Raw genomic sequence first — 7,558 nt, 5'->3', positions numbered from 1 at the left:
CCGCCGAGCCGATGGTACTGCGGTCACACGCGGGAGAGTAGGTCGCCGCCAACCCCCCTTTATAAAGACGCCCCCCTTCAGAAACGAAGAGGGGCGCTCTGCGTTTAGGGGTCCTTGGAATTACAATTTGTATTTTATATTCCTTTGTGTTTATGGGCTATTTTGGTAAAATCATCTATAAACTAGTTTTCATGAAGGTTGATTATTGTCCCTGAGCTGAATGCTAAACGAATGCTGTAATAATAGATACTGCCTATTGCCATAGCTAGTAAAATTGATCAAGCCCTGAAACAAAAAAGGGAGAGCTAAACTGGCTCTCCCTTTTTTGTTTCAGGGCTTGATTATTAGTAAAGGTCTACACCTGTGTAAGTAGACGGAGTAATTACACGGAGCTCGGCTTTTATCTCTTCGCTCACATTCAAGGTTTCTATAAAGTCCTTAATAGATTCTGCGGTAATGTGTGTATTGGTACGTGTGAGGCTCTTTAACGCTTCATAGGGTGAAGGGTATGCCTCTCGTCTCAAGATTGTTTGGATTGCCTCTGCAACTACTGCCCAGTTCTCTTCTAAGTGTTTGTTTAGGGCATGTTGGTTAAGTTGGAGCTTACCGATTCCTTTCTGCAGTGATTTTGTCGCTAGCAAGGTATGAGACAGAGGTACACCAAGGTTTCTAAGCACTGTTGAATCTGTTAAGTCTCTTTGTAGCCTTGAAACCGGAAGCTTCTCTGATAAGAAATGTAAAAGAGCATTCGCCATCCCTAAGTTACCCTCTGCATTCTCAAAGTCAATTGGGTTTACTTTATGCGGCATGGCAGAAGATCCTACCTCTCCTTCTTTGATCTTCTGTTTGAAATAACCCATTGAGATGTATTGCCACACGTCTCTCGCAAAATCAATCAGAATAGTGTTTAGGCGTTTGATATTGTCAAACAATGCTGCTAAATGATCATAATGCTCTATTTGTGTGGTGACCTGGCTTCTGGTAAGACCAAGTTTCTCACTTAGGAACCTGTTACCGAAGGCAACCCAGTCCAACGGTGGATACGCCACATGGTGCGCGTTGAAATTACCCGTGGCTCCCCCAAACTTTCCTGCATAAGGCACCTGGTTCAGTAAGAGTAACTGCTGCTCTAATCTTTCCACAAAAACCTGTACTTCTTTCCCCAATTTAGTGGGTGAAGCTGGCTGGCCATGGGTATGGGCAAGCATGGGAATATCTTTCCAGGTTTGAGCCAGGTCAGAAAGGGTATTCTTCAATCCTTCAAAGGCAGGTACAATGTGGTTCTGTACAGCTTCTTTTAAAGACAGTGGAATAGCTGTATTGTTTATGTCTTGAGAAGTCAATCCAAAGTGGATAAACTCCTTCTGTTTACTTAAACCTAAAGCATCAAATTTATCCTTAAGAAAATACTCAACTGCTTTTACATCATGATTGGTAACCTTCTCAATTTCCTTTATAGCTTGGGCGTCTGCTTCTGTGAAGGCTTCATAGATGTTTCTCATAGAGGAGAATAAAGAAGCATCTACGCTGGTTAATTGAGGTAAGGGGAGTTCGCAAAGCGCAATAAAGTATTCAACTTCTACCAGAACCCGGTAGCGTATCAAACCAAATTCAGAGAAATAAGGAGCCAGTTCCTGTACTTGTGAACGGTATCTTCCGTCTATAGGTGAAATAGCTGTAAGCGCAGATAAATTCATAGAAATAGATTTTACTCAAAGATATAAAGGAACTTCATATCCTCTAGGAAAGCGAACTTAAACCCAGTTTTCTTGTGTTTGATAGGTTGAACTTTACTTTATACTTCACGTATTTACCCAGTTGCATTCCCCGCTGTTTTTATGTGTCAGGGAATGCATTACTTTTGCAAGTTGGAGTAAAGTTATCAACAGGCTCCATGTTACAACTAACATAGAATTGTACCTTGTCTAAGTTCACAGATTTCTTTGTAAGGAATAAAAAGAAGTTTTTTATCGGGGGGGGAGTGTTTGCTACCCTGCTGGTAATTGGTTTCGTTGCTTTCCTGCTTAACCGCGAGCGAATACTTAAATATGCGGTAGCAAAAGTCATTAAGAAGGTAGAAACTAAGTATCCGGCTAAACTGCAGATTGGAAATGCTCAGTTTGTTGACCTGAATACTGTTCTGGTGACCAATATTGCTCTACAGCCAATTGACCAACCTAAACTGTTGCAGATTGATACTGTAGAAGCAACCGTGAGTTTCCGGTCTCTTTTCCTAGGAAGAATGGTTTTTAAGCAGTTTGACATGGCTAATGGCTCCATCACTGCTTTCAAACAAGACAGTACCGATAACTTTTCCTTTCTGTACCGGAAGAAGGCCAGTGACGAACCTGCCGACACAACAGCTGAAAAGCCTAACTATGGTACTCTGCTGAACCGTTTGATTGAAACTGCTTTTGAGAATGTACCCGATGGGGTAAACTTCCGGGATCTTGGAATCGTGTTCAAGAGCGATGGTCGTCTTATTGACATGCAGTTACCCACCATGGTAATGGAGGATGGGGAAATAGATGCCCGTATGACCATTACCACCGAAGCGGTCACTAACACCATGTTTGTAAAAGGCTTGATTGATCCAGACGAGTATTTGTTATCGGCTAAGATGTATGGTGATGGCAAGTCTGCGGGCATAGAGGTACCCTACATTGAGCAGAAGTTTGGAGCCACCATGCGGTTTGATACGCTTAGCCTCAGTATCACCGATAAAGAGTACAAGAACAATCAACTTACCATCAAAGGGGAGTCTAGCGCCTATGGCCTAGTTTTGAATCACCCTAAAATCGCTGATGAGAATGTTACCGTTCAGAACGGGGCAATGAAGTATAAAATCACCTTGGGGGATCATTATTATGCACTTGAGCCTGAATCTGAGGTGCGCATTAATAAAGCGGTATTCTATCCCCAACTGACGTACGAAACTCGGCCAAATCGGAAAATAGGGATAAAAATTGACTCACCTGAGATTCCGGCAAATGACCTGTTTGCCTCCATGCCTCCAGGCCTATTTGACACGTTCCAGGGAGTGAAGGCAACCGGTAGCTTTAAGTACCACATGAATTTCTATGTGGATATGGCGCAGGTAGACAGCCTGAGGTTTGAATCAGATCTGGATGCCACTAATTTCAACATCACTGATTTCGGACCGAATGACCTGCGTAAACTGAACCAGGAATTCACGCACTCGGTGTACGAAAAGGGAAAAGTGGTAAGAACCTTCCAGGTGGGTCCTTCTAACCCTAATTTCACTCCGTACAACCAGATACCTGACCATCTGAAATATGCTATCATGACCGCCGAGGACCCTCGGTTCCTTACCCACAAAGGGTTCCATGACGGGGCGTTCAGGCATTCGCTTATCACCAACATCAAAGAGAATTCCTTTGTACGGGGTGGTAGTACCATTTCCATGCAGCTGGTGAAGAATGCGTTCCTGACCAGAAAGAAAACCATCACCAGAAAGGTGGAGGAAGCCCTGATTGTATGGATTATTGAGAACCTGCGGCTCACGCCGAAAGAACGGATGTACGAGGTATACCTGAACATCATTGAGTGGGGACCAAACGTCTACGGGGTTAAGGAAGCGGCCAGGTTCTATTTCTCAAAAGAGCCAAGTGAGCTTACGTTTGAAGAAAGCCTCTTCTTGGCGAGTATTGTACCTAAACCAAAGCAGTATAGAACTTACTTCAACTCCTACGGTGAACTCAGAGCCTATCCGCGCTACTTCTTTAAGCTGATCAGCGGGAATATGTTGAAGCGGGGCTTGATTTCTCCATCTGAGCATGCCAGCGTGTCGCCGTATGTTAATCTGAACGGTAGAGCAGGAAGCTTCATCATCCCTAAACCGGATACCACTACCCAGGTTGCCGATACCATGGAAATGCTCGCTCCTATAGATTTACTTGATTTTTAAAAAATAGCATAAAAACAGAAAAGGCCGCCTTTGTAAAAAGGCGGCCTTTTTCTTTATAGCGTGAATGGATTCAAGGTGATGATAAGATACTTCACCTTCTCTACTCAATGAGGGATAAACCTTACCAATTATCTAAAGCCTTTAAAGCGAATTATTGAAGTAGATTTAAAAGTATAGCTACTAGATAGGCTAACCCATTTCTATTGAAACTAATTAGCCAGTTAAAAAAGAACGCCTCCCTTGTTTTAGGTCTGTTTTCATGAAACGAGCCTTAAAACAAGGGAGGCGTTCTGTTGAGTGCTAGAACTAAGCCTGGGTTTCTTCTTCCTGGCCTGGTAAAGGAAGTACCTTAGAGTCTTTCTTAGGAAAGACAAGAGACAGAATTACAGAAGCCGTGAGAATAAAGGCAACCACTCCCAGAGCAAGGAGCATGTTCATGTGGTAGAATTCTGAGATAACCAGCTTCACGCCAATAAACACCAGAATCAGGGAAAGGCCATAATGCAGGTAATGGAATAACTGCATGATACCAGCCAAGGCAAAATAGAGTGCCCGTAAGCCCAGCAAAGCAAACACGTTGGACGTGTACACAATGAACGGGTCTTTTGAAATGGCCAGAATTGCTGGGATAGAGTCAGCGGCAAATACAATATCGGTGGTTTCCACCATGATAAGCACCAGGAAGAGAGGAGTTGCAAAAACTGTTTTATCCAGTTTCACGAAGAACTTGTCTTCATGATGCTTGTTGGTGATGGGCATGTAACGGCTCACGAATTTCACCACCGGGTTCGCCTCCGGGTCAATTTCATCATCTCCAGAGGAAGTAGCCATCTTAATACCGGTGAAGATCAGAAACCCTCCCAGGATATACACAATGAAGTGGAATTTGGCTAGTAGCGCAACCCCCACCAAAATGAATACCGCCCTGAAGAACAAAGCCCCCAGTACTCCCCAAAACAGAATTTTATGCTGGTATTTGGAAGGTACCTTGAAGTAGCTGAAGATCATGATAAACACGAAGAGGTTATCAACGCTCAGCGACTTCTCAATAAGATAAGCGGTAAGGAATTCCAGGGCTGGTCCGCTGCCTCTCCAATAGTAGATAAAAACGTTGAAGACCAAAGACAGCGCGATCCAGAAGCAGCTCCAAAGAAGCGCTTCTTTTATTTTAACTACGTGCGTTTTACGGTGGAACACAAAGAGATCCAACGCCAGCAGGATCAGGACGAAGGCGTTGAAACCCACCCAGAACATGATATCTGTTTTCACTATGCTTACGGAATTTTTAGGTGTTAGCAGTACTTGATTGCTGCAGTTGTTTTCATGCAAAACCTACGTACTGCCTTGAAGTAAAAGTTGAAAGATACACCTAAACAACCGCAAAACCATGAAAAAGCTGGGGAACTGAGTCCCCGTTTTGCCGCTATTCTCCTGAAAGTAGCTCAGAAACAGGAGCTAAGCCTTAGCGGGAAAACTGACGGAAATAGCTTCCCAGTTTCATCTGAATCACGCCCAGAAAAGCTTCTTTGATGATTCCTTTGCTCATCTTGGATTGGCCTTTGGTCCGGTCAGTGAAGATGATGGGAACTTCCTTGATCCTGAACCCATATTTAAAAGTCAGGAACTTCATCTCAATCTGGAAAGCATAGCCAATGAACCGAATCCTATCCAGGTTGATGGTTTCCAGAACCCGACGGGTATAGCACTTGAATCCGGCGGTGGCATCATGGATAGGCATGCCCGTAATCAGGCGTACGTACCGGCTGGCAAAGTAGGAGAGGAGCACCCGGCTCATGGGCCAGTTCACCACGTTCACCCCGCTGCTGTACCGGCTCCCAATAGCCAGGTCATAGCCTTCATCCGCGCAGGCATGGTACAAGTGCATCAGGTCATTGGGGTTGTGGGAGAAATCGGCGTCCATCTCAAAGATGTATTGATAGCCGTTACGCAGGGCGTATTTGAAACCGTGTATGTAGGCAGTGCCTAGTCCTAGTTTGCCTTTACGTTGCTCCAGAAAAAGACGATCGGTGAATTCGGTCTGCAGACGCATTACTTCCTGGGCAGTGCCGTCTGGGGAGTTATCGTCAACAATAAGAAGGTGGAAAGGGTGTGGAAGGGAGAAAACAGCTCTAATAATTGCTTCAATGTTTTCTATTTCATTGTAGGTCGGGATGACCACCACAGACTCTTTCATCCCCCAAATATAACCGATAAGGCTTTAAAGGAGAGAAATCCGCCTCGAATATATTTTTTGCGCAAGTTGTTTGGCGTACTTCACACAGTCTGGCACAGAGGTGCCGGCAATCCAGTTGGAGCAGGAGTAGAGACAGTCCTCTTCCACAATTTCGGCCAGTTGATGCACATCGGTGATGAACATATCTGCCTGTGGCAACCCGGTGGGCCACCGGTAGCAATGCTGAAACACCGGCATATTGGAAGAAATGGAATAGTTCTCTTTCAGTTCCTGGTGCACCTGAAGGAAAATGTCGGCATCAGGTAGGTTGGCCAGTTCCGGGGCCTGGCTTCCTCCCACAAAGGAGGAAAACAGCACCTCGTCATCCGGGCAGGTTCTGGGGAAAAGAGAACTGTTCCAGATGTTGCCAGAACTGAAAGGCTGATCTTTCTGCGGATGCAAAGCGCCAAACCCATCCAACGGGAACCCTACCGAATGCTTCCTGTAAGCCGTATGCACAACGGTCAAAGGCGCGTAAGTCACGTTCTGGAGAGCAGCCGCAAAACCAGGCATGGTGTAGTCCAATAATTCTGCAGCAGCGTGGGCAGGTAGAGCGACAACTACGGCATCAAATTCCACATCGGCCAAGCCTTCCACGTCATGCTGGATGCTCAGCAGGTATTTGCCTTTGGTTTTGTGGATCATCTCCACCTTATGGTCAAGGTGCAGGGAAATGAGCTTGGATCCAATGGCTTTAGGAAGCGACTGTAAGCCCTGTTCTAAGGAAAAGATCTGCCCGCGGGGAATATCCTTATGCAGGTCCAGCCCTTTCAGTACCGAGCCGTGCGTTCGCTCCAGTTCTTTCAACGCCGGAAAGGTTTTCTCCAGCAGCAGCTTGTCTGGGTCACCGGCGCAGATTCCGGCCACCATGGGCTTTACCAGGTAATCCACTACTTCCTGCCCAAACCTTCGCTTGAAAAAATGGCTGACCGTTTCCTCGGGGATTTCCTGGGGCGGCAGAGTGGTTTCCTGAGTTATTTTAAGTTTGGTACGCCAATGGAAAAAATCGTTCAGGAGCAGCCGGCGGGGAGAAGAGGGGATGCAGTAATATTCTCCGTCTTTCCTGATGTAACGGTCCTGGCTTTTGGTGGCAGGCCTGATGACCTGGTCCTCTAGTTTGAGTTCCTCTATCAGTTCCTGCAGTTCCTCGTTCATTTGCAGCGAGTGCGGACCAAACTCCAGTTGGTAGGCTCCCTGGCGTCTGCTTTTGATCACCCCGCCCACTTCGGTGTTACATTCAAAAAGGTCATAGCGTACCCCTAGCTTCTGGAGATAGTAAGCCAATGCCAATCCTGAAATACCTGCTCCAATAATGGCTACGCGCATGGGGGGGACAATATGTGTGATGAAACTAGTACGCAGAACAAGCCAACTCGTTTTACACCTGTTCAGGAGAA

Annotated in this window: 5 protein-coding genes; 1 reads left to right on the top strand and 4 read right to left on the bottom strand. The window is 45.7% G+C overall.

What is annotated here, in order from left to right:
- Positions 1-344: 344 nt before the first annotated feature.
- Positions 345-1,697, bottom strand: a complete 1,353-nt coding sequence (gene purB, locus JT719_RS18155; protein ID WP_207435103.1) for an adenylosuccinate lyase — start codon at positions 1,695-1,697, stop codon at positions 345-347.
- Between the two features lie 284 nt (positions 1,698-1,981).
- On the opposite strand from purB, the gene JT719_RS25570 reads away from it, so the two are divergent.
- Entirely contained in the window at positions 1,982-3,928 is a 1,947-nt protein-coding gene (locus JT719_RS25570; protein ID WP_207435101.1) for a transglycosylase domain-containing protein, read from the top strand.
- Between the two features lie 306 nt (positions 3,929-4,234).
- On the opposite strand, the gene JT719_RS18145 is transcribed toward JT719_RS25570, so the two are convergent.
- From JT719_RS18145 to hemG, 3 genes are all read right to left on the bottom strand, one after another.
- Complete coding sequence (locus tag JT719_RS18145; RefSeq protein ID WP_341350778.1) at positions 4,235-5,197, bottom strand: TerC family protein; 963 nt, start codon at positions 5,195-5,197, stop codon at positions 4,235-4,237.
- A gap of 193 nt (positions 5,198-5,390) precedes the next feature.
- Positions 5,391-6,122 carry a polyprenol monophosphomannose synthase gene (locus JT719_RS18140; protein WP_207435099.1) on the bottom strand — a complete coding sequence of 244 codons (732 nt, stop codon included), beginning with the start codon at positions 6,120-6,122 and terminating at the stop codon, positions 5,391-5,393.
- 24 nt (positions 6,123-6,146) lie between these two features.
- Positions 6,147-7,487, bottom strand: coding sequence for a protoporphyrinogen oxidase (hemG, locus tag JT719_RS18135; RefSeq protein ID WP_207435097.1), 1,341 nt, complete (start codon positions 7,485-7,487; stop codon positions 6,147-6,149).
- Positions 7,488-7,558: the final 71 nt, after the last annotated feature.

The sequence above is a fragment of the Sabulibacter ruber genome, from assembly GCF_017355955.1.
Taxonomy (GTDB): domain Bacteria; phylum Bacteroidota; class Bacteroidia; order Cytophagales; family Hymenobacteraceae; genus Nibribacter; species Nibribacter ruber_A.
Note: the sequence above shows the minus strand (reverse complement) of the source record. Positions and strands in the feature narration are given on the sequence as shown.

Bases quoted from the DNA above. Each gene is read 5' to 3' on its own strand.
- purB (WP_207435103.1), bottom strand. From the start codon at position 1,697: ATGAATTTATCTGCGCTTACAGCTATTTCACCTATAGACGGAAGATAC.
- hemG (WP_207435097.1), bottom strand. From the start codon at position 7,487: ATGCGCGTAGCCATTATTGGAGCAGGTATTTCAGGATTGGCATTGGCT.
- JT719_RS18140 (WP_207435099.1), bottom strand. From the start codon at position 6,122: ATGAAAGAGTCTGTGGTGGTCATCCCGACCTACAATGAAATAGAAAAC.